The following is a 23,655-nucleotide window of genomic DNA, read 5'->3' on the forward strand; positions in this document are numbered from 1 at the left end:
GCGGAGGTGCTGCACGGCCTCGCCCTTGGTGGTCGAGCGGACCGAGAACTCCAGGACGTTCTTCCCCTCGCGGACGGTGACCCCCTGCACCTCGGCGCGACCGCCGTCCTCTACGCGGGCGACGACGTGACGGACGAGGACGCCTTCGCGGTCCTCGGCTCCGGCGACGTCGGCATCAAGAGCGGCGAGGGCACCACCGCGGCCTCCTACCGGGTCCGCGGTCCCGAGCAGGTCGCGCACGCACTCCGGCTGCTGGCCGACCTGCGCGCGGAGTAGCAGCCCCCTTCCGGCGGTCAGCGTCGGCGGGTCCCGGATCGCCGACTCGCCGAGGACGGCCGTCCGCCGACGCGGGGAGCGGCCGTTCGCGACGAGTCGGAGATCCGCGGGGACGTCCGCATCCGGTGCCGCTGCCGGAGGCCGGGGCCGGGACGGGTGCGCGGGCCGGTCCGGGTCCGCCCGGCGAGCAGGGGCACTGCGCGCGAGGCGGTAGCCTCATCGCATGCCGGAAATCGATTGGAAGCCCCGCTCGCGCACCGTCACGGACGGCATCGAGGCCACGACGTCGCGCGGGATGCTGCGGGCGGTCGGGATGGGCGATGACGACTGGGAGAAGCCCCAGATCGGCATCGCGTCCTCGTGGAACGAGATCACCCCCTGCAACCTCTCGCTCGAGCGCCTCGCGCGCTCCGCGAAGGAGGGCGTGCACTCCGGCGGCGGCTACCCGCTCCAGTTCGGCACCATCTCCGTCTCGGACGGCATCTCGATGGGCCACGAGGGCATGCACTTCTCGCTCGTCTCCCGCGAGGTCATCGCCGACTCCGTCGAGACCGTGATGATGGCCGAGCGCCTGGACGGCACCGTCATGCTGGCCGGCTGCGACAAGTCGCTGCCCGGCATGCTGATGGCCGCGGCCCGCCTCGACCTCGCCGCCGTGTTCGTCTACGCCGGCTCGATCGCTCCGGGCTGGGTCAAGCTCTCGGACGGCACCGAGAAGGACATCACGATCATCGACTCCTTCGAGGCCGTCGGCGGCGTCAAGGCCGGGATCATGTCCGAGGAGGACGCCAAGCGCATCGAGTGCGCCTTCGCCCCGGGCGAGGGATCCTGCGGCGGCATGTACACCGCCAACACCATGGCCAGCGTGGCCGAGGCGCTCGGCATGAGCCTGCCCGGCTCCGCCTCGCCCGCCGCCGCCGACCGCCGTCGCGACTACTTCGCCCGCAAGTCCGGCGAGGCCGTCGTCGAGCTGCTGCGCAACGGCACCACGGCCCGCGACATCCTCACCAAGGAGGCGTTCGAGAACGCGATCGCGGTGGCGATGGCCTTCGGCGGGTCGACCAACGTCATCCTGCACCTGCTCGCGATCGCCAACGAGGCCGAGGTCGACCTCACGATCGACGACTTCAACCGCATCGGCGACACGATCCCGCACATCGGCGACCTCAAGCCCTTCGGCAAGTACGTCATGAACGACGTCGACCGCCACGGCGGCGTCCCGGCCGTGATGAAGGCGCTCCTGGACGCCGGGCTGCTCCACGGCGACTGCCTGACGGTCACCGGGAGGACGGTCGCCGAGAACCTCGCCGCGATGGACATCGCACCGCTGGACGGCGAGGTCATCCGCACCCTCGACAACCCGATCCACGCGACCGGCGGGCTCACCATCCTCAAGGGCTCGCTCGCCCCCGAGGGCGCGGTCGTCAAGACCGCCGGCTTCGACGCCTCCGTCTTCGAGGGTCCGGCCCGCGTGTTCGAGCGCGAGCGCGCCGCGATGGACGCTCTGACCGAGGGCCGGATCGAGAAGGGCGACGTGGTGGTCATCCGCTACGAGGGCCCCAAGGGCGGTCCCGGCATGCGCGAGATGCTCGCGATCACCGCCGCCATCAAGGGGGCCGGGCTCGGAAAAGATGTACTACTGTTGACGGACGGACGATTCTCAGGCGGCACAACCGGCCTGTGCATCGGCCACATAGCTCCCGAATCGGTGGACGCAGGTCCCATCGCATTCGTTCGCGACGGAGACCCGATTCGGGTCGACATCGCCGCTCGCTCGATCGACCTACTCGTCGACGAGTCCGAGCTCGCCGCCCGCCGAGAAGGCTGGGCCCCTCTCCCTCCGCGCTACACCCGCGGTGTCCTCGCCAAGTACGCCAAGCTCGTCCGCTCGGCAGCCGAGGGCGCCGTCACCGGGTGACCCGGCCCGCTCCGGCCGGCCGCGCACTCGCGTTCCCGGGCACTCGCCTCCGGCTCTGCCCGCCGCCGCACCACCTCCTGAAGGAATCGACACCCGCATGACTCCGGATCCGTCCGCCGTGCAGCCCGCACCGACGCCCCAGCCACCCCGACCCGCCCACGCTCCCGGGGCCGCCCCCGCGGCCGAGGTCCTCACCGGAGCGCAGGCGGTCGTCCGCTCGCTCGAGATGCTCGGGATCGAGGACGTCTTCGGCCTGCCCGGCGGCGCGATCCTCCCGGTCTACGACCCGCTGATGGACTCCTCGAAGATCCGGCACATCCTGGTCCGCCACGAGCAGGGCGCCGGCCACGCCGCCGAGGGCTACGCCTCGGCGACCGGCAAGCTCGGCGTCTGCATCGCGACCTCGGGCCCCGGAGCGACCAACCTGGTCACCGCGATCGCGGACGCCTACATGGACTCGGTTCCGATGCTCGCGATCACCGGCCAGGTGTTCTCGACGCTCATGGGGACCGACGCGTTCCAGGAGGCGGACATCGTCGGCATCACGATGCCGATCACGAAGCACTCCATCCTCGTGACGCGCCCCGAGGACATCCCCTCGGCCCTCGCCTCCGCCGCGCTGATCGCCACCACCGGCCGCCCCGGCCCCGTGCTGGTCGACATCACGAAGGACGCGCAGCAGGACCAGGCGCCGTTCCTCTGGCCGCCGAAGATCGACCTGCCCGGATACCGGCCGGTCACGAAGGCCCACGGCAAGCAGATCCAGGCCGCGGCCCAGCTGCTGGTCGAGTCGAGGAAGCCGGTGCTCTACGTGGGCGGCGGCATCATCCGCGCCCGCGCGGCCGCCGAGCTGAAGGCGTTCGCCGAGGCCTGCGGCGCTCCCGTGGTGACCACGCTGATGGCGCGCGGAGCGTTCCCGGACTCGCACGAGCAGCACCTGGGCATGCCCGGCATGCACGGCACCGTCCCCGCGGTGCTCGCGCTGCAGGAGGCGGACCTGATCCTCGCGCTGGGCTCGCGCTTCGACGACCGCGTGACCGGCAAGGCGGCGCTCTTCGCGCCCCACGCCAAGGTCGTGCACGTCGACATCGACCCGGCCGAGATCTCCAAGATCCGCACCGCCGACGTGCCGATCGTGGGCGACCTGAAGGACGTCCTCCCGGACCTCACCGACGCGTTCGCCAAGGCCTCCGCCGACGGCCGCGCCGACACCTCCGAGTGGTGGAGCTACCTCAAGGGCCTGCAGACGGAGTTCCCGCTCGGCTACACCGAGCCGAACGACGGCCTGCTCTCACCGCAGTACGTCATCAAGCGCATCGGCGAGATCACCGGCCCCGAGGGCGTCTTCGCCTCCGGCGTCGGCCAGCACCAGATGTGGGCGGCGCAGTTCATCAAGTACGAGCGCCCCAACTCGTGGCTGAACTCCGGCGGCGCCGGCACCATGGGCTACTCCGTGCCCGCGGCGATGGGCGCCAAGGTCGGCGAGCCCGAGCGCACCGTGTGGGCGATCGACGGCGACGGCTGCTTCCAGATGACCAATCAGGAGCTCGCCACCTGTACGATCAACGACATCCCGATCAAGGTCGCGGTGATCAACAACTCCTCGCTCGGCATGGTGCGCCAGTGGCAGACCCTGTTCTACGAGGGCCGCTACTCCAACACCGACCTCAACACGGGTCACGACACCGTCCGGGTGCCCGACTTCGTGAAGCTCGCCGACGCCTACGGCGCGCTCGGCATCCGCGTCACGAAGCCGGAGGAGATCGACGACGCCATCCGCCTCGCCATCGCCACCAACGACCGGCCCGTGGTGATCGACTTCGTCGTCAGCCGCGACTCCATGGTCTGGCCGATGGTCCCGCAGGGCGTCTCCAACAGCTACGTCCAGTACGCCCGAGACCACAGCCCGACCTGGGACGACGAGGAGTAGACCCGCATGACGCACCACGTTCTCTCCCTGCTCGTCGAGGACAAGCCGGGACTGCTCACCCGTGTCGCCGGGCTGTTCGCCCGCCGCGGCTTCAACATCGAGTCGCTGGCGGTCGGTCCGACCGAGCTGGCCGGGCTCTCGCGCATCACGGTCGCCGTGGACGTCGAGGACCTGCCGCTCGAGCAGGTCACGAAGCAGCTCAACAAGCTCGTCAACGTGATCAAGATCGTCGAGCTCGACACCGACCAGTCGGTCCAGCGCGAGCACCTGCTCGTCAAGGTCCGCGTCGACAACGTCACGCGCTCGCAGGTGCTCGAGGCCGTCACGCTCTTCCGCGCCCGCGTGGTCGACGTCGCGACCGACGCCCTGGTGATCGAGGTCACCGGCGACACCGGCAAGACCAATGCGTTCCTGCGGGTGATCGAGCCCTACGGCATCAAGGAGATCGCGCAGTCGGGCCTGCTCGCCATCGGGCGCGGCTCCAAGTCGATCACCGAGCGCGTCTTCAAGAACTGACCGCGAACTCTCCACTACAGAAAAGGACTCACCACGTGACCGAGCTCATCTACGACGCCGACGCCGACCTCTCCATCATCCAGTCCAAGAAGGTCGCGATCGTCGGCTACGGCTCGCAGGGCCACGCGCACGCGCAGAACCTCCGCGACTCCGGCGTCCAGGTCGTCATCGCGCTGAAGGAGGGGTCGAAGTCGACCGCCAAGGCCGAGGACGACGGCTTCGAGGTCAAGAGCGTCGCCGACGCCGCGGCCTGGGCCGACCTGATCATGATCCTCGCGCCGGACCAGCACCAGCGCGCGATCTACAGCGAGCAGATCGCCTCCGCGCTGACCGAGGGCAAGACCCTCGCCTTCGCGCACGGCTTCAACATCCGCTTCGGCTACATCGAGGCGCCCGCGGGCGTCGACGTCATCCTCATCGCGCCGAAGGCCCCCGGCCACACCGTGCGCCGCGAGTTCGTCGCCGGCCGCGGCATCCCGGACATCATCGCCGTCGAGAACGACGCGACCGGCACCGCCTGGGAGACCGCGAAGTCCTACGCGAAGGCCATCGGCGGCACCCGCGCCGGCGTCATCAAGACCACCTTCACCGAGGAGACCGAGACCGACCTGTTCGGCGAGCAGGCCGTGCTCTGCGGCGGCACCTCGCAGCTCGTCCAGTACGGCTTCGAGACCCTCGTCGAGGCCGGCTACCAGCCCGAGATCGCCTACTTCGAGGTGCTGCACGAGCTCAAGCTCATCGTCGACCTCATGTGGGAGGGCGGCATCGCCAAGCAGCGCTGGAGCGTCTCCGACACCGCCGAGTACGGCGACTACGTCTCCGGCCCGCGCGTCATCGACCCGCGCGTGAAGGAGAACATGAAGGCCGTCCTCGGCGACATCCAGAGCGGCGCCTTCGCGAAGCGCTTCATCGGCGACCAGGACGCGGGCGGACCCGAGTTCCAGGAGCTGCGCGCCAAGGGCGAGAAGCACCCGATCGAGGAGACCGGCCGCGAGCTGCGCAAGCTCTTCGCCTGGAAGCAGACCGACGAGGACTACACCGACGGCAGCGTCGCGCGCTAGTCGCACCGCGTCGACCGGGGGAGCCCCGGCCCGACGAGGGACCCGTCCACCGGGATCCCCTCGCCGGGCCGGGGCTCCTCCGCGTCCGGGGCGCGCCTACCGCTCGAGCTCGCGGACGAGACGGCGGAGACCGCCCTTCGGCGGGACGAGGACGGGGTCCGGCCACCGGGGCGAGAGGTGGTCGCCGAGCGTCACCCGGCGCAGCTTGCGGCCGACGAGGGGGAGGACCCAGTCGGCCGCCCAGCGGCGCTGCTCGCGCAGCCGTGCGCGGAGGCGGAGCGGCTCCGGTGCGTCCCACGGCCCGGTCGAGATCGTGTGCGGCACGCCGAGCGTGTCGAGCACGCGGCCGGCCAGGACGCGGTGCCCGCGCTTGGAGAGGTGCATCCGGTCGGGCGACCAGAGCACGGGGGAGTGGAACTCCCGCATCGCCCAGTAGTCGACGAGGATCGCGCCCCGCTCGCGGGCGATCCGGCGGACGGCGCTGTTGTAGAGGTGGTTGCGGCGCAGGAACATCCGCGGGGCGGGCAGTCCCGGGATGTCGACGCCGGTGAAGAGCACGAGGGAGGCGCCGGTGGTCGCGAGCGCGTCGACGAGCGCCTCGTAGCGGGTGATCAGATCGACGGTGTCGGTGCCGAGGTCGAGGATGTCGTTGCCGCCGGCGTACAGCGTGATCAGGGTGGGGCGGAGCGCGAGGGCGGGCGCGAGCTGGTCCTCGGTGATCTGGGCGAGGCGCTTCGAGCGGACGGCGAGGTTCGCGTACTCCCAGCCCGGCTCGGCCTTCGCCAGGCGCTCGGCGACGCGGTCGGCCCAGCCGCGCACCCCGTTCGGCAGGCGCGGGTGCGGGTCGCCGACCCCCTCCGTGAAGGAGTCGCCGAGGGCGACGAAGCGGCGGCGGCGGTCGTCCATCCGCTCAGCCTCGCCCCCGGGGGAGGACGCGGGGTGTCCGCCGGGTGTCGGGGAGGCGGCGGCGGGCTCCGAGCCTCCTGCGAGGTGCGCGCGGCTAGGGTGTTGCGGTGATCGATGGTGGACCGGGCCGCTCCCCGGAGGACGACGACGCGGCGACCCCGCCGGCGGACCGCGGGCCGGACGCCGGCCCGGAGGACGACGCGGACGACGAGGCCCTGGAGTGGGCGGGCGAGGGCGCGGACCCGACGCTCGCCGCGGGGACGGCGCGCGTGCGCCGGACGCCCCGCACGGTCGCGGGGGCGGGCCCGGCGGACGACGGCTCGGACGACGACGACTCCGAGGACGAGGACCCCGACGACGAGGCCGCGTCCTCGTCCGCTCTGCTGATCGCGGCGGGTATCGCGGCCGGCCTCTACCTCCTGTACGCCATCGCCTGGGCGATCACGGCGACGCGGCAGTCGCCCGTCGCCGCGGTCGGCTTCGCGGGCGATGCGCTCGGCCGCGCCCTCTACTCGCTCGGGCTCTGGCTGGCGGTCCTGGCGCCGCCGGTGTGGTTCGCCGTGGTGCTCCTCGCCACCTGCGACTCCCGGGTGCGCACCCGCGTGCTCTGGCTGGTCGCCGGACTCGTCCTCCTCTCTCCGCTGCCGTTCCTCAAGGGGGCCTGATGACCGACTCGACCCGGGCCACCCTCGGCGGGACCGGCCGGCGCGACCGGCCCGGCCGGCGCCTGGCCGCCTCCGTCCTCGTCGCCGTGGTGTTCGCGCTCTTCTTCGCCTGGGACGTCTGGGAGGCGGTCGGCAACCTGATCGGCCTGCGCAGCGCTGCTGCACTTTTGGGCACCGACCTCAATCCGACCGGGTGGGCAGTGCTGCTGGTGGCCTTGTGCATGCCGGTGCTCTGCTTCACCGTCGCCGTGATGCTCGGGCGGAGGCGGGGGGTATTAGCGAGGACGGGTTTGCTTGCGGCCGCCCTGTGTCTCTCCGCCGTAATAGCCCTCGATGTGCAGCTCATATTCGGCGGCATGAATCTCTTCTCGCTGAGCTGACCGGCGGCGTCACACGGCGCGGGGCGCGCGCACCCCTCCGCTACAGTGACGGGGGGCTGCCGACGCCCCCGCCTCGGTGCCCGCTCCGTCCCCTCTCCGAAGGAAGCGCCTCTCGTGACAAAGCCGGTCGTCCTGATCGCCGAAGAACTCTCGCCCGCCACCGTGGACGCGCTCGGTCCCGACTTCGAGATCCGCTCCGTGGACGGCACCGACCGCCCGGCGCTGCTCGAGGCCCTCGCCACAGCGCACGCGATCCTGGTGCGCTCCGCGACGCAGGTCGACGCGGAGGCGATCGCCGCGGCCCCCTCGCTCCAGGTGATCGCCCGCGCCGGTGTGGGCCTGGACAACGTCGACATCACCGCCGCGACCGCCGCGGGCGTCATGGTCGTGAACGCGCCGACCTCGAACATCATCTCGGCCGCCGAGCTCACCGTCGGCCACATCCTGAGCCTCGCCCGCCACATCCCCGCCGCGCACAGCGCGCTCGCGCAGGGCCTCTGGAAGCGCTCGAAGTACACGGGCGTCGAGCTCTACGAGAAGACCGTCGGCATCATCGGCCTCGGCCGCATCGGCGCGCTGATCACCGCGCGCCTGCAGGCCTTCGGTGTGAACGTCGTCGCCTACGACCCCTACGTGACCAGCGCCCGCGCGCAGCAGCTCGGCGTCACGCTCCTCTCCCTGGAGGAGCTGCTGGCCGAGAGCGACTTCATCACGATCCACATGCCGAGGACCCCCGAGACGACGGGCATGATCTCGGACGATCAGCTGGCGCTGATGAAGCCGTCGGCGTTCATCGTGAACGTGGCCCGCGGCGGCCTCATCGACGAGGACGCGCTGCACCGCGCGCTCGTCGCGAAGACCATCGCCGGCGCCGGACTCGACGTGTTCGTGAAGGAGCCGCCGACCGGATCGCCGCTGCTCGCCCTCGAGAACGTGGTCGTCACTCCGCACCTCGGGGCCTCGACCGACGAGGCGCAGGAGAAGGCCGGCGTCTCGGTCGCCCGCTCGGTGCGCCTCGCGCTCTCGGGCGAGCTCGTGCCGGACGCCGTGAACGTCGCCGGCGGCGTGATCGACGAGTACGTGCGCCCCGGCATCCCGCTGGTCGAGAAGCTCGGCCAGGTCTTCTCGGGCCTCGCGGACTCGCCGGTCACCTCCATCGACGTCGAGGTGCGCGGCGAGCTCGCCGGCTACGACGTGAAGGTCCTCAAGCTGGCGGCTCTCAAGGGCGTGTTCACCAACGTGGTCTCGGAGACGGTGTCCTACGTCAACGCGCCGGTGCTCGCGGAGCAGCGCGGCATCGAGGTGCGCCTGATCACGGAGCCGGTCTCGGACGAGTACCGCAACGTGATCACGCTGCGCGGCGCGCTCTCGGACGGCTCGCAGATCTCGGTCTCGGGCACGCTGACCGGCACCAAGCAGGTCGAGAAGATCGTGGCGATCAACGGCTACGACGTCGAGGTCCCCCTCGCGAAGCACCTCGTCGTCATGAGCTACGTCGACCGCCCCGGGATCGTCGCGGTCTACGGCCGTGAGTTCGGCGACGCCGCGGTCAACATCGCGGGCATGCAGATCGCGCGCACCGAGGCGGGCGGCAAGGCGCTCTCGGTGATCACCATCGACTCTCCCGCCCCCGACGGCCTGCTCGAGAAGGTCCGCGTCGCGATCGACGCCGACCTCATGCAGGAGATCGACATCACCGAGCAGTGAGCACGCGGCGGTTCGCTCAGGTCGACGTCTTCGGCGCCGCGCCGTTCCGGGGCAACCCGGTGGCGGTCGTCGTCGACGGCGACGGCGTGGGCGACGCCGCGATGGCGGAGTTCGCGCGCTGGACGAACCTGTCCGAGACGACCTTCCTCCTCCGCCCGAGCGACCCCGCGGCCGACTACCGGCTGCGGATCTTCACGCCGGGCGGGGAGCTGCCCTTCGCCGGGCACCCGACCCTCGGGAGCGCGCACGCCTGGCTCGCGGCCGGAGGGACGGCCCGCGCGGCGGGGGAGCTCGTGCAGGAGTGCGCCGCGGGTCTCGTCCGACTGCGGGTGACGGAGGAGGGCATCGCCTTCGCCGCCCCGCCCCGCCGGCGGACCGGACCGGTCGACGAGGCGACGATCGAGCGGGTGGCTGCGGCTCTGCGGATCCCGCGCGCGGAGATCCTCGACCACGAGTGGGTCGACAACGGTCCCGGCTGGCTGGCCGTGCGGCTCGCATCGGCGGAGCAGGTCCTCGCGCTGCGGCCGGACCAGGCTCTCCTCGCCGGGCTCCCCGTCGGCGTCGTGGGCGAGCATCCGGCGGGAGGCGAGTGCGCGGTCGAGGTGCGGGCGTTCATCCCCGACGCCGGTGTGTCCGAGGACCCGGTGACGGGGAGCCTCAACGCGGGGATCGCCCAGTGGCTGATCGGCAGCGGCGTGCTGCCCGAGCGCTACACGGCCGCCCAGGGGGCGGCGCTGGGCCGAGCCGGGCGCGTGCGCGTCGAGAGCACGGACGGCGCGATCTGGATCGGCGGCGCGACGGTGACCCTGATCGACGGGGTCGTCGAGCTGTAGCGGGTCCGCCGGGGGCGGCGCGGCTCAGCTCCCGAGGAGGCGCTGGACGACCGCGAGGACGTCCTCGGCCTCGCCGCGCGACGGCGAGCCCGTGGGGAGCAGGGCAGAGTTGTAGTAGAGCCCGTCGCTCATCAGGACGATCGCCCGGGCGACGAGCGGGTCGCCCACGGCGTCGGCGACCACCTCGTTCCAGCTGTCGTGGATCCGCGCGAGGCCGCCGCTGGCGCGCTCGTCGTGCCCCTGCGCGATGCGCGACACGGCGAGGATCGTGCGGTCGAAGGCCGAGTCGGCGGCGAAGGAGGTGCGCAGCAGGTAGGCGACCACGCCCTCGGGAGCGGCGAGGCTCTGCGCGACGTCCGCCTCCCGCCGCGCGTCGAGGCGCTGCAGGAGCCCGTCGACGAGAGCGTCCTTCGAGGGGAAGTGGTAGAGCAGCCCGCCCTTGGAGACTCCGGCCTCGCGCGCGACGGCGTCGAGGGTCGCGGCGCGCTCGCCCTGCTCGATGAGGAGCTGCTCGAACGCGTCGAGGACGCGGTCGCGGGCGGGGGCAGGAGGCACGGCGACCATCCTACGGCGGATCAGTGGCGACTGTACCGGCTGGACGGTATACTCTCTCCTTCTCCTCTGAAAGGTCGTTCCCGTGTCCGCGCGCACCGCTCCCGTCTCCACCCACGACACCGCCGGCGCCGCCGACAGGGTCGGGCGACGCGCCTGGGTGGCGCTCGCGGTGCTGATGCTCCCGGTGCTGCTGGTCTCGGTCGACAACACGGTGCTGAACTTCGCGCTCCCTTCGATCGCCGAGGATCTGGGCCCCTCCGGCACCGAGCTGCTGTGGATCGTCGACGCCTACCCGCTGGTGCTCGCGGGCCTGCTGGTGGCGATGGGCAGTCTCGGCGACAGGGTCGGGCGGCGGCGCCTCCTGCTGGTCGGCGCGGTCGGCTTCGCCGCCGTCTCGGTCGTGGCCGCGTTCGCTCCCACCGCCGCGGCGCTCATCGGCGCCCGCGCGGCACTGGGCTTCTTCGGCGCGATGCTGATGCCCTCGACGCTCTCGCTCCTGCGCAGCGTCTTCCCCGACCGCGACCAGCGCCGCCTCGCGATCGCGATCTGGGCGACCGGCTTCGCCGTGGGCTCGGGCATCGGCCCGCTGGTCGGCGGCGTGCTGCTCGAGCACTTCCCCTGGGGGTCGGTGTTCCTGCTCGCGGTGCCCGTGCTGCTCCCGCTGGTCGTCCTGGTGCCGATCCTGGTGCCGGAGTCGCGCGACCCGCAGCCCGGCCCGGTCGACGTGGTCAGCATCCTGCTGTCGCTGGCGACCATGGCGCCGGTCGTCTACGCGGTGAAGTCCTTCGCCGAGCACGGGATCGACGCGGTCGGCGTCGCGGCGCTCGTCGTGGGCGTCGTCTCGGGAGTTCTGTTCGTCCGCCGCCAGCAGCGCCGGGCCTCGCCGATGCTCGATCTCTCGCTCTTCCGCCGCGGCTCGTTCAGTGCGGCGATCGTGGTCAACCTCCTCAGCGTCACCGCGCTGGTCGGCGGGCTCTTCTTCCTCTCGCAGCACCTGCAGCTCGTGGTCGGGCTCTCGCCGCTGGAGGCGGGCCTCGTGCTCGTGCCGGGCCTCGCCGTGATGATCCTGGCCGGGCTCGGCGTGGTGCCGATCGCGCGCCGCGTCGCTCCGCGCCTCGTCGTCCCGGCCGGACTGCTGGTCTCGGCCGTCGGGTACATCCTGCTGGCCCTCGGCAGCGGAGCGCCCGGAGGAGCGTCCGCGCTCACCGTCGCCGTCGCCTTCGCGTTCCTCGGCCTGGGCATCGGTGCGGCCGAGACGGTGTCGAACGAGCTGATCCTGGCCAACGCGCCCGCCGACAAGGCCGGTGCGGCCTCCGCCGTCTCCGAGACCGCCTACGAGCTCGGTGCCGTCCTCGGCACCGCGACGCTCGGCACGGTCCTCACCGCCGTGTACCGCGGGGGAGTCGTGCTGCCCGAGGGCCTCGACGCCGCGCAGGCGCAGCGGGCCGGGGAGACCCTCGGCGGCGCCGTCTCGGTCGCCGGCGAGCTGCCCGCCGACTCCGCCGCGAGCCTCGTCGCGTCGGCGAGCGCGGCGTTCGACTCGGGCGTCGGCTGGTCGGCCTGGCTCGGTGTCGTCCTCGTGCTGGCCGCCGCCGCGGTCGGCGCCTGGCGCCTCCGCCGGAGCTGACGCTCCTCCTCTCCTCCCGAGGGAGGCCGCCCGGGACGCGCAGCGCCTCCCGGGCGGCCCTCGCCAGCCCGACGGGGGGCGCGTGCCCCGGACCGCGGCGCGGGCGGGCCGCGAGTACGCTGGGGGGACTCCGACCCCGTACGCCTGAGGACCGCCATGCCCCGCACCGTGAAGCTCGCCGTCATCCCCGGAGACGGGATCGGGCCCGAGGTGACCGCCGAGGCCGTCAAGGTCCTCGACGCCGTCACCGCCGACTCCGACCTGGTGCTCGAGACGACCACCTTCTCGCTCGGCGCCGCCCGCTACCTCGAGACCGGCGACGTCCTCACCGACGAGGACCTCGCGGCGATCGCGGGGCACGACGCGATCCTCCTGGGCGCCGTCGGCGGAGCACCGGGGGACCCGCGCCTCCGGGACGCGAACATCGAGCGCGGGCTGCTCCTGCGGCTGCGCTTCGAGCTCGACCACTACGTCAACCTGCGGCCGACCCGTCTCTACGCGGGCGTCCCCTCGCCGCTCGCGGCTCCCGGCGAGGTCGACTTCGTGGTCGTCCGCGAGGGCACGGAGGGGCCCTACGTCGGTACCGGCGGCTCGATCCGGCAGGGCACCCCGCACGAGGTCGCCAACGAGGTGTCGGTCAACACCGCCTACGGGGTCGAGCGCGTCGTCCGCCACGCGTTCGAGCTCGCCCGCACGCGCCGCTCCCGGCTGACGCTCGTCCACAAGACGAACGTCCTCGTCTTCTCCGGCTCGCTCTGGAAGCGGATCGTCGACGAGGTGGGGGCCGCCTTCGAGGACGTGGCCGTCGACTACCTCCACGTGGACGCCGCCACGATCTTCCTCGTGACCGACCCTGCTAGGTTCGACGTCATCGTCACCGACAACCTCTTCGGCGACATCCTGACCGATCTGGCCGGCGCGATCAGCGGCGGCATCGGACTCGCGGCCTCGGGCAACATCAACCCCGACGGCGCGTTCCCCAGCATGTTCGAGCCGGTCCACGGATCCGCGCCCGACATCGCAGGACGGCAGCTCGCCGACCCGACCGCCGCGATCCTCTCGGCCGCGATGCTGCTGGACCACCTCGGCCGGAGCGACGAGGCCGCCCGCGTCACCGCGGCCGTGACCGCCGACATCGAGTCGCGCGACGGCACCCCGCGCTCCACGGCCGCGATCGGCGACTCCGTCGTCGCCCGCCTCCGCTGATCCCCCGCAGAAGGACACCACCACGATGAGCACCGACTCCGCCCCCGCCGACCTCGCGTTCGAGGTGACCGCCGCCCCCGCGCCCCGCTCCGCCGAGGAGCGCGCCCGGATCCTCGCGAACCCCGGCTTCGGCATGCACTTCACCGACCACATGGTCGGCCTCCGCTGGACCCGCGCGGACGGCTGGCACAGCGCCCGCGTCGAGCCCTACGGCCCGCTCGCGCTCGACCCCGCCGCCGCCGTCCTGCACTACGCGCAGGAGATCTTCGAGGGGATGAAGGCCTACCGCCACGAGGACGGCTCCGTCTGGACCTTCCGCCCGGAGGCGAACGCGCGCCGCCTGCAGCGCTCGGCCCGCCGTCTCGCGCTGCCGGAGCTCCCGACGGACCTCTTCGTCGAGTCGCTGCGGCAGCTGATCGCGGTCGACGGCGACTGGGTCCCCTCGGAGCCGGAGACCAGCCTCTACCTGCGCCCGTTCATGTTCGCGCAGGAGGCGTTCCTCGGCGTGCGCGCGGCCGAGGACGTCGGCTACTACGTGATCGCCAGCCCCGCCGGCGCCTACTTCTCGGGCGGCGTCGCCCCCGTGTCGATCTGGCTCTCCACCTCCTACGCCCGGGCGGGCAAGGGCGGCACGGGAGCGGCGAAGACGGGTGGCAACTACGCCTCCTCCCTCCTCCCGCAGCAGGAGGCCTACAGCCACGGCTGCGCGCAGGTCCTCTTCCTCGACTCGCAGGAGTCGCAGTGGATCGAGGAGCTCGGCGGCATGAACGTGGTGCTGGTGAAGAAGGACGGCACGCTGGTCACCCCGGAATCGGACTCGATCCTCGAGGGCATCACGCGCGACAGCGTCCTGCAGCTCGCCGAGGACCGCGGCCACCGCGTCGAGCGGCGCCGCGTGAGCATCGACGAGTGGCGCGACGGAGTGGCCTCCGGCGATGTGGTCGAGGTGTTCGCCTGCGGGACCGCCGCCGTGATCACCCCGATCGCCGAGCTCAAGGGCGAGGGCTTCTCCGTCGGCCGCGAGGGCGCGCCCGCCGGGGAGCTCACGATGTCGCTCCGCGAGGAGCTGACCGGCATCCAGTACGGACGCCGCGAGGACACGCACGGATGGATGACGAGGCTGGACGCATGAAGGTCGCACGATTCGCCACGCAGCGCGACGGGGACAACGGGGGAGCGATCCACTTCGGGATCGTGGACGAGGACGACCTGGTCGTGCTCGCCGGCGACCCGATGTTCGCCGGGTTCGACACCACGGGGGAGCGCATCCCGATCGCGGAGGCGAAGCTCCTCGCGCCGGTGATCCCGCGCTCCAAGATCGTCGGCATCGGGAGGAACTACGCCGATCACGCGGCCGAGATGGGCGGCGACGCCCCGGCGGAGCCGCTGGTGTTCCTCAAGCCGAACACGTCGGTCATCGGCCCGGACGAGGCGATCGTCCTCCCCGAGGACAGCCAGCAGGTGGAGTTCGAGGGCGAGCTGGCGATCGTGATCGGCGCCGTGGCCCGCAACGTCCGCGCGGAGGACTACGAGGACGTGGTCTTCGGGTACACGATCGCCAACGACGTCACCGCACGCGACCTCCAGCGCTCCGACGGCCAGTGGGCGCGGGCGAAGGGCTACGACACCTTCTGCCCGCTCGGACCGGTCATCGAGACCGAGTTCGTCTGGAACGAGAGCGCGATCGAGACCCGCGTCAACGGGCGCGTGCAGCAGTCGGGCAGCACCGGCGACATGATCCACGGGGTGCCCGAGCTCGTGGCCTACGTCTCGCGCATCTTCACGCTGCTCCCCGGGGACGTGATCCTCACCGGGACGCCCGCCGGCGTCGGGCCGATCGCGAACGGGGACACCGTCGCGGTGGACGTCGAGGGCATCGGCACGCTGTTCAACCCGGTGGTCGTCCGGCGCTGAGCCCGGGCCCTCCTGCGCGGAGGGACGAGCGCCTCCGGCCCGCAAGGATCCTCGGATCCGGCGGGCCGGACGCGTCCGAGCGGGACGTCAGTCGGCGCTCGCCGGGTCGCTGCCGACCGCGCCCTCGGTCTCGTCCGGCAGGTCGGCGTCGCCGGAGACGGTGTCTCCTCCGCTGTCACCGTCGGTCACGGCGTCCGTGACACCGCGGTCGATCGCGGTGCCCCCGGGAGCGGCCCCCGCGGCGGAGGCGTCGGCCGCGTCCTCGCCGGGCAGCACCGTCTGCGCGCCGCCGGTGTTCGGAACGGCGTCGCCGCCGGATCCGGGAAGGTCCTCGTTCACGTTCTGGTCGGCCATGTCGGCTCCTCTCGTCGGGGCTCCAGCCCAGCACGCGACGGGCCCCTCCGCAGGACGTTGACAGCGCGGGGACGAGGGGGCAGAGGCGGGCCGTGAGGCCGGGCGACGCGCCTTCACCGTGCTCCCCGGCGCTGTCAAGCGGACTGCCTCCGGGGCCGTCTGGTCGTAGCGTCGAGCTATGAACTCCTCCCGCACCGACTCCGTCAGCCGCATCGCCCGGGAGGACTTCGGCTGGTCGTCGCTGCTCCCCGGTCAGCGCGAGGCGATCGAGTCGGCCGCCTCCGGGCGCGACACGCTGCTGGTGCTGGCGACGGGCGGCGGCAAGTCCGCGGTCTACCAGATCGCCGGAGCCGAGCGCGGCGGCGTCGTCCTGGTCGTCTCCCCGCTCGTCGCCCTGCAGGCCGACCAGCTCGCCGCGATCGAGGCGGCTCCGGCGGCCCCGCCCGCCGTCGCGATCAACTCCTCCCAGGGCGCCGCGGCCGTCGCCCGCGCCTGGGACCGGATCGACGAGGGCGGCCCGCTCTACGTGCTCCTGGCGCCCGAGCAGCTCGCCAAGCCCGAGAACGTGGCGCGTCTGGCGGCCGCGGGAGTGTCGCTCCTGGTCGTCGACGAGGCGCACTGCGTCTCCTCCTGGGGCCACGACTTCCGCCCCGACTACCTCCGCCTGGCCGATGTGCGCGGCGAGCTCGGAGACCCGCCGGTGCTCGCGATGACCGCCACCGCCTCCGGTCCGGTGCGCGACGAGATCATCGAGCGCCTCCGGATGACCGACCCCGAGATCCAGGTGCACGGCGTCGACCGTCCGGAGATCCGGCTGGTGGTGCACCGCCACGAGAGCGAGAACGAGAAGCGCGCCGCCGTGGTCGAGGAGGCGCGCAGCTGGACGGCTCCGGGCCTGGTCTACGTCGCCACCCGCAAGGAGACGGAGGCCTACGCGGCCGACATCGCGGCGGAGGGGCGCCGGGTCGCGGCGTACCACGCCGGACTCAAGGTGTCCGAGCGCAAGGTCGTGCACGAGCAGTGGCGCGCCGGCGAGCTCGACGTCGTCGTCGCGACCTCGGCCTTCGGGATGGGCATCGACCGGGCCGACGTCCGCTTCGTGCTGCACGCGACGACCACCGAGTCGCTCGACGCGTACTACCAGGAGATCGGCCGCGCGGGTCGCGACGGCGAGCCGGCGACGGGCGCTCTGCACTACCGCGCCGAGGATCTGGGTCTCCGCCGCTTCTTCGCCAAGCGCTCGGTCGACAAGGCCGCGCTGCGCGTGATCTGGGCGGCCGTCTCGGAGCAGCCGGGGCTCGACTCCGCGGCTCTCGCGAAGGAGCTGGGGAAGCCGGCCCGCACGATCGCCCGGATCGTCAACGATCTCGCGGACGCGGGGCTGGTGGAGACCGGGTCCGGTCTGCGCGCCACGCGCGAGGCCTCGGGCGACGAGGCCGTGCACGCGGTGAAGGAGGCTCTGGCCTCCCGCGAGCGGATCGCGGAGTCGCGCCTGTCGATGATGCGCGCCTACGCGGAGACCAGCCAGTGCCGCCGCCGAGTCCTGCTGGACTACTTCGGCGTGGAGTCGGCCGAGTGGTGCGGCAACTGCGACGGCTGCGAGCGGCACGAGGCGAGCGGCGAGACCGTCGAGGCGCCCGTGGACGCCCCTCTGAGCGTCGACGAGTCGGTGGAGCACCGCGAGTGGGGCGCCGGCACCGTGATGAGCGTGGAGGCCGACCGGGCGACGATCTTCTTCGAGTCCGAGGGCTACAAGGTGCTGTCGTTCCAGGCGCTCGAGTCCGGCGTCCTGCGCGAGCGCGAGCACGCCTCCGCCTGACCCCGGCTCTCCGCGCCGGCCGATCGCCGCTCGCGGGACGCCGCTCCGGTACGACAGGCACGGCGTGCCGTGCACCGGAGCGGCGTCCCGCGGAGGGGGTCAGACCTTCGAGACGGCCGAGCTCACGTCAGTGGGCTTCTCGTAGTCGCCGTCCGGGATCGCACGGAGGGCCTCGAGGACGTCGCCGTCCGCGCCCTCCTTCTCCGCGGTCTCGACGATCGTGTCCTTCGAGGCGGGGTAGTCGATGCCCGAGAGGTACTTCTGGATCTGGATCGGGTTGGGTGCGTCCATCGTGCTGTCCTTTCGTCGCCTTGCTGAGTGTTACGAGTGCTCTTCGGCGAAGAGCCGGTCGAAGGCGTCGACGCGCCGGTCGGTGACCGTCGTGGGCGTCTCGAGGTGCACGGCGCCGCTGGGCACGAGGCCCGCGCCGCCGAAGCGCTCCATGACGCGCCACTGCGCGGCGACGTCCTCACCGCTGTGCTCCGGGGGCAGCTGCTCCCAGAAGTCGAAGCCGCCGACGGCCAGGAGGGCGTCGCGGCGGTAGAGGACGCACGCGCCCAGCCAGGCGACCCTGTACGCGCGCCAGGCGCCCTCCGGGACGTCGAGGCGGGCGGCGACGTGCGTGAGATTCGCCGCGTTGTGCAGCGGCCAGCGCTCGAACTCCGGGGTTCCGCGCCGCACCCGCTCGGGCTCCACGCGCTCCTCCCAGGTCTCGAACGACTCGGTCTCGTGCGGGCGCACGTCCTCGAGGTAGGACAGGCCCTGCACCGCGGAGCCGACGAAGCCGCAGTCGAGGCGCTCGAGGGCCTCGTGCAGCCGCGAGAGCGTGCCCGGCTCGAGCCACACGTCGTCGTCGAGGAAGAGGACGGCCGGGGCAGTGGCGAGGGAGAAGAGGTAGTGCCTCTGCTCCGCGAGCCCGCGCCGGGGCAGGTGCCGGCGCACCACCGGAGCCCGGCCCTGCGCCTCCAGCACGCGCAGCATCGCGAGGATCGTCGGGTCGCTCTCGGCGACCGCGTCGTCGGACTGGTCGCTCACGATCACGCGGAAGGGCGGGTCGTCCTGGGCGGCGAGTCCGGCGAGCGTGGCGGCGAGCTCGGCACGGCGGCCGACCGTCGGCACCAGCACGTCGATCAGCGGCTGCCGGGGAGCCTCCGGGACCCCCCAGCGCCCCGACCACCGGCGGCTGGTCACGGCGCGGCCGATCGGATGCGCTGGACCATCTCGGTCGTGGAGTGCTCCGAGACGTAGCCGACCGTGGTGACGACACCCCCGTAGGAGCGCACGACGGCCGCCTCCGCGAGCATGTCGGGGTTGTAGTCCCCGCCCTTCACGTAGACGTCGGGCTGCACGCGCTCGAGCAGCGGGATGGGGGTGTCTCCGCCGAAGAGCGTCACGTAGTCGACGCAGCCCAGCTCGGCGATCACGCCCGCGCGGTCGCCCTCCGGGTTGATCGGCCGTCCCTCGCCCTTCAGCCGCCTGACGGAGTCGTCGTCGTTCACCGCGACCACGAGCACGTCGCCGAGCTCGCGGGCCTGGCGGAGATACGCCGTGTGGCCGCGGTGCAGGACGTCGAAGCAGCCGTTGGTGAAGACCACGCGGCGACCGCGGCGCGCCTGCTTCGCGAGGACCTCGACGAGGGCGTCCTCGCCGAGCACGACGGCGCCGGGAGCGGCGAGGGAGGCGAGCAGGTCGTCGCCCGAGCAGACGGAGGTGCCGGGGCGCTGCACGACCACGTCGGCGGCGGCCTGCGCCAGATCGACGGCGGTGGCCAGGGAGCGGCCGGCGGCGAGGGCGAGGGTGGCGGTCGCGGCGAAGGTGTCGCCGGCGCCGGACGCCTGCTTCTCCTCCGCGGGCTGAGCGAAGGTGCGGCTGACCGTGCCGTCGGCGTCGAGGGCGGTGGAGCCGTCCCGGTCGAGGGTGACCACGACGTGCCGGGCGCCCGAGCGGGCGCGCAGGTCGTCCGCCGCGTCGCGCACGGCGGCGGCCCGCTCCGTCCCGCGGCCGAGGGAGCCGCCGAGCAGCCGCTCCGCCTCCTTGGCGTTCGGGGTGACGAGGTCCGGCCGGGCGAAGGCCCAGTCGGCGAGCTCGTGCGCGTCGATCACGAGGAGGCCGGGGCGCCCGACGGCGAGCAGGCGCTCGACGGCCTCGCGGAGGATCCCCGAGCCGTAGTCGCAGACCAGGACGGCGTCGGCGCCCGCGGCGGCCTCGGCGGCCGCACCGGCGAGCAGGGCCAGCTCGTCGTCGGCCGGGCGGTGCGGGCCGGAGTCGACGCGCAGCATCACGCTGTCGCCGCCGACCACGCGGGTCTTGATCGTCGTCGCGGCGCCGATGCGGACGACCCGGGAGGTGTCCAGGCCGGCCCGCTCGAGGGCGCGCACGAGCCGGTCGCCCTCGGAGTCGCCTCCGGCCACGCCGACCGTGCGGACGACGGCGCCCAGCGCGTGCAGGTTGGCGGCGGTGTTGGCGGCCCCTCCCGCGACGTCGACGACGTCCTCGAGCCGCAGGACCGGCGCGGGCGCCTCCCGCGTGACGCGCTCCGCCTCGCCGAGCCACCAGGAGTCGAGGATGAGGTCCCCGATCACGGCGACGACCGGCGGGCGCTCGTGGACGTGCGCCAGGAGGGCGCTCGCCCGCTGGAGCGCCGAGCCCTCGAGGCTCATCGCGCGCCTCCCGGCAGAACGGGCAGGCCGAAGTGCACGACCGTGGTCGTGGTCATCTCGTCGAGCAGCTCCGGGCCGTAGCCGAAGCCGGAGCCGGACGCTCCGCGGGGCTGGGCGCTGCCGCCCGGGGCTCCTCCGAAGACGCCGTTGACCTTGACGGTGCCCACCGGCAGCGTCGCCGCGGCCCGATGGGCGTGCTCCATGTCGGCGGTGAGGATCGAGGCGGCCAGACCGTAGGGGCTCGCGGCGGCCAGGTCCAGGCCCTCGTCGAAGGAGTCGACGACGCGGATCGGCGCGACGGGCCCGAAGGTCTCCTCCGTCATCACCAGCATCGACTCGGTGCAGTCGGCCAGGACGGTCGCGGGGTAGAAGGTGCCGTCCCCGGGAGTGCCGCCGGTGAGGGCGCGCGCGCCGCTGCCGAGCGCCTCCGTGACGTGCTCGTGGACGGCGTCGCGCATGCGGGCGTCGACGAGGCGGGGGAGCGGGCCCGCGCTCCAGCGGTCGGCCTCGGCGACCAGCGCCGCCGTGAACGCCTCGGCGATGTCGCGGTGCACGTAGATCCGCTCGACGGAGGTGCAGATCTGGCCGGCGTTGGCGAAGGCGCCCAGCGCGGCCTGCTCGGCGGCCCAGACCGGGTCGACGTCGCGGTCGACGACGAGCGCGTCGTTGCCGCCGTTCTCGAGGATCACGTGCGTGCCGGTGAGGGCGGCGACCCGGGCGAGCGCGCGGCCGGTGGCGGTCGAGCCGACGTGGGCGAGGACGTCGACGCCCTCGGTGCGCGCCAGCTCGTCGCCGACCGCCCCGTCGCCCTCGACCAGGGTCAGCACGCCCTCGGGCAGCGCCTCGGCGAGGATGCTCGTGAAGAGGGCGCCCGTGCCCGGACTGCGCTCGCTCGGCTTGTGCACGACGACGTCACCGGAGACGATCGCGGCGCCCAGGAGGCCCGCAGCGACGGCGACCGGGTCGTTCCACGGAGTGAGGGCGAGCACGACACCGCGCGGGTGCGGCAGGGCCAGATCGACGTTGAGAGCCCCTCCGCGCAGGCTCCTCCCGCGGTGCAGCGGGCCGAGCTCGGCGTACTGGAGCAGCGTGTCGACACCGGCGCGCACGCCGCCCAGCGCGTCGCCGGCGGGCTTGCCCGTCTCCTGCGTGTTGAGGTCGGCGAGCTCCTGCTCGCGCTCGGCCACGCGGTGGGCGGCGGCACGGAGCAGGGCGCCGCGCTCGGCGGGCGCGGTGGCGGCCCACGCGGGGAACGCGGTCCGCGCGCGGCGGACGGCGTCGGCGGCGGTCGTGGCGGGGGTCGTGATGTCGATGGTCACGGTCACCTCTCGGTCGGGGGCGCCCGCGGAGTGGCGGACGCATCCGTCCGGTACCCGGGTGGTGCGCGCCTAGACACGCCGCCTCGGGAATCCGCCCCCGGATCGGCGACGAGGGCTCGCCGCCGATCCGGTTTCGGATCGGTCCCGGCGGGGAAGTGGAGGAGTGCACCGTCCCCGGAGCGGCGCCCGCGCGCCCTCCGCACCTGAGAGGAACCCGTCGTGGTCGCCATCGCCCCCCTCCGAGAGCCCTTCGCCGGAGTCGAGAGGATCGCCGTCCTGCGCGGCGGCGGACTCGGCGACCTGCTGTTCGCGCTGCCCGCCGTCGACGCCCTCGCGGCCGCCTACCCGGGAGCCGAGATCACCCTGCTCGGGACGCCCGCGCACCGGGTCCTGCTGACGGGCGTCGAGTCGCCGATCGCCGACGTCGAGATCCTGCCGGTGGCGCAGGGCGTCCGCGACGGAGAGGGGGAGGACCCCCGGGTCGTCGAGGACTTCACCGAGCGGATGCGCGCGCGCCGCTTCGACCTGGCCGTGCAGCTGCACGGCGGCGGGCGCTACTCCAACCCGTTCCTCCAGCGCCTCGGCGCGCGCCACACGATCGGGTCGCGCACCGACGACGCCGCGGAGCTCGAGCGCACGATCCCCTACGTCTACTACCAGCACGAGATGCTGCGGGCGCTCGAGATCGTCGGGCTGGCCGGAGCGCCCGCGACCCGCCTCGAGCCGGCGCTCGCCGTGGATCCGGAGCGGCGGGACCGCCTCGCCGCCGCGCTGCCCGCGGGCGGCCCGCTGGTGCTGATCCACCCCGGCGCGACCGATCCCCGCCGCCGCTGGCCCGCCGCCTCCTTCGCCGCCGTGGCGACGGAGCTGCTGGCTGACGGCGCGCGCGTGCTGGTGGTGGGCGACGCCTCGGACGTGCCCGCCGCCGACGAGATCGTCGCCGGAGCGCCGGGAGCGGTCTCCTGGGCGGGCGTCGTGGACCTCCCGGACCTCGCTCCGCTGCTCTCGCTCGCCGACCTCGTGCTCGGCAACGACTCCGGACCACGCCATCTCGCCGCCGCGGTCGGCGCTCCGACGGTCGGGGTCTTCTGGGTGGGCAACGCGATCAACGCCGCGGCCCTCGGGCGGCAGCGCCATCGGGTGCAGCTGAGCTGGACCACGCACTGCCCGGTCTGCGGGCGCGACGCTACGCAGGTCGGCTGGACCGCTCCGCGCTGCGAGCACGACGTCACGTTCGTCGGCGATGTGCGCGTCGAGGCGGTGCTCGAGGACGTCCGCGGGGTGCTCGCCTCCACCCGCTGAACCGCGAGACGCCACCTCGGTACGCGACGCGCCGGGGCGTGCGGACCGAGGCGGCGTCTCGCGGAGGGGGATCCGGGGCGCGCCCGGATCAGCGGATCACGGCCAGGACGGCTCCTCCTCGTGCGTGATGACGAGCTCGCGGACCTCGCAGCCGCGCGGCTGGCCGAGGACGAACATGACGGCGTTCGCCACGTTCTCCGGATCGTTCAGCAGCGCGTCCGGACCCGGCTTGTACTGCTCGTCGCGGTCGTCGAAGAAGCGCGTCTTCATGCCCGACGGGATCAGCGTGGTCACGCCGATCTCGCCCTTGGTCTCGGCCGCGAGCGCGCGGGTGAAGCCGAGAACGCCGAACTTCGAGGCGCAGTACGCGGTCGCGTCCGAGACGGCCTTGATCGCGAGCGAGGAGGCGACGGTGACGACGCGGCCGTGGGTCTCGGTGAGGAAGGGCAGCGCCGCCCGGACGACGGCCGCGGTGCCGAGAAGGTTGACGGAGATGACGCGCTCCCACTCCTCCGGCTCCACATCGACGAGGCGGCCGCAGCGGTCGATGCCGGCCGCGGTCACGACGGCGTCGAGCCCGCCGTGCTCGCGGGCGATCTCGACGACCGCCTTCTCGGCCTCGCGGGTCTTCGCGACGTCGACCTGGTAGGCGGCGACGCCCTCCTTCACCGACGAGACGTCGCGGTCGAGCACGATCGGGGTGCCGC

The 23,655-nt window shown here is 73.1% G+C and carries 22 protein-coding genes and 1 pseudogene; 15 read left to right on the top strand and 8 right to left on the bottom strand.

Annotated elements, in window-relative coordinates; genetic code table 11:
* The 5 genes and pseudogenes from C5D04_RS13920 to ilvC all read left to right on the top strand — a co-directional run.
* A pseudogene (locus tag C5D04_RS13920) lies at positions 1–276 on the top strand (hypothetical protein); the annotation flags it as partial.
* Between the two features lie 223 nt (positions 277–499).
* On the top strand, positions 500–2,194 hold the full coding sequence (gene ilvD, locus C5D04_RS13925) for a dihydroxy-acid dehydratase (protein WP_104233215.1): 1,695 nt from the start codon (positions 500–502) through the stop codon (positions 2,192–2,194).
* Positions 2,195–2,291: 97 nt separating this feature from the next.
* A complete protein-coding gene (locus C5D04_RS13930; RefSeq protein WP_104283817.1) occupies positions 2,292–4,124 on the top strand; it encodes an acetolactate synthase large subunit in 1,833 nt (610 codons plus the stop codon).
* Positions 4,125–4,130: 6 nt separating this feature from the next.
* Positions 4,131–4,640, top strand: coding sequence for an acetolactate synthase small subunit (gene ilvN / locus C5D04_RS13935; protein ID WP_104223540.1), 510 nt, complete (start codon positions 4,131–4,133; stop codon positions 4,638–4,640).
* A gap of 35 nt (positions 4,641–4,675) precedes the next feature.
* On the top strand, positions 4,676–5,701 hold the full coding sequence (gene ilvC / locus C5D04_RS13940; protein WP_104223539.1) for a ketol-acid reductoisomerase: 1,026 nt from the start codon (positions 4,676–4,678) through the stop codon (positions 5,699–5,701).
* Between the two features lie 96 nt (positions 5,702–5,797).
* On the opposite strand, the gene C5D04_RS13945 is transcribed toward ilvC, so the two are convergent.
* Positions 5,798–6,607: an SGNH/GDSL hydrolase family protein gene (locus tag C5D04_RS13945; RefSeq protein ID WP_104223538.1), complete on the bottom strand. Its 810-nt coding sequence runs from the start codon at positions 6,605–6,607 to the stop codon at positions 5,798–5,800.
* 107 nt (positions 6,608–6,714) lie between these two features.
* On the opposite strand from C5D04_RS13945, the gene C5D04_RS13950 reads away from it, so the two are divergent.
* The 4 genes from C5D04_RS13950 to C5D04_RS13965 all read left to right on the top strand — a co-directional run bounded on the left by C5D04_RS13950 (position 6,715) and on the right by C5D04_RS13965 (position 10,192).
* Complete coding sequence (locus C5D04_RS13950; protein ID WP_104347867.1) at positions 6,715–7,272, top strand: hypothetical protein; 558 nt, start codon at positions 6,715–6,717, stop codon at positions 7,270–7,272.
* A complete protein-coding gene (locus tag C5D04_RS13955; protein ID WP_104226250.1) occupies positions 7,272–7,652 on the top strand; it encodes a hypothetical protein in 381 nt (126 codons plus the stop codon). Before C5D04_RS13950 ends, C5D04_RS13955 begins: the two co-directional genes overlap by 1 nt.
* Positions 7,653–7,766: 114 nt before the next feature.
* On the top strand, positions 7,767–9,359 hold the full coding sequence (gene serA / locus C5D04_RS13960) for a phosphoglycerate dehydrogenase (RefSeq protein WP_104223535.1): 1,593 nt from the start codon (positions 7,767–7,769) through the stop codon (positions 9,357–9,359).
* Positions 9,356–10,192 (top strand): PhzF family phenazine biosynthesis protein, encoded by an 837-nt coding sequence (locus C5D04_RS13965; protein WP_104226251.1) that lies wholly within the window; start codon positions 9,356–9,358, stop codon positions 10,190–10,192. Before serA ends, C5D04_RS13965 begins: the two co-directional genes overlap by 4 nt.
* A 24-nt stretch (positions 10,193–10,216) precedes the next feature.
* Here the strand turns inward: C5D04_RS13965 and C5D04_RS13970 are convergent, their stop codons facing one another.
* Positions 10,217–10,756, bottom strand: coding sequence for a TetR/AcrR family transcriptional regulator (locus C5D04_RS13970; RefSeq protein ID WP_104239274.1), 540 nt, complete (start codon positions 10,754–10,756; stop codon positions 10,217–10,219).
* 73 nt (positions 10,757–10,829) lie between these two features.
* Here C5D04_RS13970 and C5D04_RS13975 point away from each other — a divergent pair, with 73 nt between their 5' ends.
* The 4 genes from C5D04_RS13975 to C5D04_RS13990 all read left to right on the top strand — a co-directional run bounded on the left by C5D04_RS13975 (position 10,830) and on the right by C5D04_RS13990 (position 15,494).
* Positions 10,830–12,374, top strand: coding sequence for an MFS transporter (locus tag C5D04_RS13975; protein ID WP_258059394.1), 1,545 nt, complete (start codon positions 10,830–10,832; stop codon positions 12,372–12,374).
* 156 nt (positions 12,375–12,530) lie between these two features.
* Positions 12,531–13,580 (top strand): 3-isopropylmalate dehydrogenase, encoded by a 1,050-nt coding sequence (locus C5D04_RS13980; RefSeq protein WP_104223533.1) that lies wholly within the window; start codon positions 12,531–12,533, stop codon positions 13,578–13,580.
* Positions 13,581–13,605: 25 nt separating this feature from the next.
* Complete coding sequence (locus C5D04_RS13985) at positions 13,606–14,712, top strand: branched-chain amino acid aminotransferase (RefSeq protein ID WP_104239273.1); 1,107 nt, start codon at positions 13,606–13,608, stop codon at positions 14,710–14,712.
* On the top strand, positions 14,709–15,494 hold the full coding sequence (locus C5D04_RS13990; RefSeq protein WP_104347868.1) for a fumarylacetoacetate hydrolase family protein: 786 nt from the start codon (positions 14,709–14,711) through the stop codon (positions 15,492–15,494). Before C5D04_RS13985 ends, C5D04_RS13990 begins: the two co-directional genes overlap by 4 nt.
* An 87-nt stretch (positions 15,495–15,581) precedes the next feature.
* On the opposite strand, the gene C5D04_RS13995 is transcribed toward C5D04_RS13990, so the two are convergent.
* The gene (locus C5D04_RS13995) at positions 15,582–15,848 is read right to left on the bottom strand and encodes a hypothetical protein (protein ID WP_104226254.1); all 267 of its coding nucleotides are present in this window, start codon (positions 15,846–15,848) and stop codon (positions 15,582–15,584) included.
* Positions 15,849–16,026: 178 nt separating this feature from the next.
* Here C5D04_RS13995 and C5D04_RS14000 point away from each other — a divergent pair, with 178 nt between their 5' ends.
* On the top strand, positions 16,027–17,667 hold the full coding sequence (locus C5D04_RS14000; protein ID WP_104239270.1) for a RecQ family ATP-dependent DNA helicase: 1,641 nt from the start codon (positions 16,027–16,029) through the stop codon (positions 17,665–17,667).
* Positions 17,668–17,766: 99 nt separating this feature from the next.
* Here the strand turns inward: C5D04_RS14000 and C5D04_RS14005 are convergent, their stop codons facing one another.
* Genes C5D04_RS14005 through C5D04_RS14020 form a run of 4 tightly spaced genes read right to left on the bottom strand, consistent with a single transcriptional unit; the run spans position 17,767 to position 21,646 of the window.
* Positions 17,767–17,958 carry a DUF2795 domain-containing protein gene (locus C5D04_RS14005; protein WP_104223528.1) on the bottom strand — a complete coding sequence of 64 codons (192 nt, stop codon included), beginning with the start codon at positions 17,956–17,958 and terminating at the stop codon, positions 17,767–17,769.
* A gap of 30 nt (positions 17,959–17,988) precedes the next feature.
* Complete coding sequence (locus tag C5D04_RS14010; protein WP_219815030.1) at positions 17,989–18,858, bottom strand: glycosyltransferase family A protein; 870 nt, start codon at positions 18,856–18,858, stop codon at positions 17,989–17,991.
* Positions 18,855–20,327, bottom strand: coding sequence for a D-glycero-beta-D-manno-heptose 1-phosphate adenylyltransferase (gene rfaE2, locus C5D04_RS14015; RefSeq protein WP_104347869.1), 1,473 nt, complete (start codon positions 20,325–20,327; stop codon positions 18,855–18,857). The genes C5D04_RS14010 and rfaE2 overlap by 4 nt, the downstream gene beginning before the upstream one ends.
* A complete protein-coding gene (locus C5D04_RS14020) occupies positions 20,324–21,646 on the bottom strand; it encodes an aldehyde dehydrogenase (RefSeq protein WP_258068924.1) in 1,323 nt (440 codons plus the stop codon). Before C5D04_RS14020 ends, rfaE2 begins: the two co-directional genes overlap by 4 nt.
* Positions 21,647–21,865: 219 nt before the next feature.
* Between C5D04_RS14020 and C5D04_RS14025 the strand changes: the two genes are divergently transcribed.
* Positions 21,866–22,948, top strand: coding sequence for a glycosyltransferase family 9 protein (locus C5D04_RS14025; RefSeq protein WP_104233228.1), 1,083 nt, complete (start codon positions 21,866–21,868; stop codon positions 22,946–22,948).
* A 96-nt stretch (positions 22,949–23,044) separates the two neighbouring features.
* Here C5D04_RS14025 and C5D04_RS14030 read toward each other — a convergent pair.
* On the bottom strand, positions 23,045–23,655 hold a 611-nt coding region (locus tag C5D04_RS14030), incomplete at its 5' end, for an SDR family oxidoreductase (RefSeq protein ID WP_104347872.1).

Source organism: Rathayibacter sp. AY1D2, from assembly GCF_002932695.1.
In the GTDB taxonomy this organism is placed as follows: Bacteria; Actinomycetota; Actinomycetes; order Actinomycetales; family Microbacteriaceae; genus Rathayibacter.